Origin of the sequence: Rhodoferax ferrireducens (assembly GCF_003347515.1) — a bacterium.
Taxonomy (GTDB): Bacteria; Pseudomonadota; Gammaproteobacteria; order Burkholderiales; family Burkholderiaceae_C; genus Rhodoferax.
This window is the reverse complement of the sequence record NZ_QEII01000287.1, coordinates 1-498: the sequence shown is the minus strand read 5'-3', so window position 1 is coordinate 498 and position 498 is coordinate 1. Positions and strand designations below refer to the sequence as shown.

Annotated in this window: 1 protein-coding gene; it reads right to left on the bottom strand. The window is 64.1% G+C overall.

The window, feature by feature from the left end; translation table 11 throughout:
• On the bottom strand, window positions 1–498 hold a 498-nt coding region (locus C5P05_RS17510; protein WP_420130761.1), incomplete at both ends, for an alpha/beta hydrolase family protein.

The window sequence follows — 498 nt, the reverse complement described above, 5'->3', positions numbered from 1 at the left end:
CTGCCAAAGCCAGCACCGTGTAGCCGCCGGCCGAGTGTCCAAGCGCACCCACGCGAGGCCCTTGGCTGTCGGCCGTAATCCGATCCTTCCACGCTGGATCGGCCAGGATTGCATCAATGACCCTAGAAGCTTGTCGCGGTCGCTCGTCGAAGTAGCGCTCGGGGCCCTTCTCCATCAGAGACCGGTCCTGCCAGTTGTCGCCGGGATGACGCAGTGCGGCGACCAGATAGCCGTCGCGGGCCAAGGCTTGCGCCAGCACGCTGTGCCCGGTCTCGGTGCCGCTGATGCCATGACTGAGCAGGATCAGCGCCTTGACCTTGTCGACGGGTTTGCCGCCGATGGCGACATCAAGCTTGAATGGTCCCATGGGGATGGTTCGCGGCGCTGCCATCGTTGGGTAATACAAAGCGACCGTTATCGTAGGCGCATCCGGTGTCGTACCAGCGACCTGCATCTGCATCCAGCCGGCCTCGTACGCGTGCGCGTGTCCTGCGACGA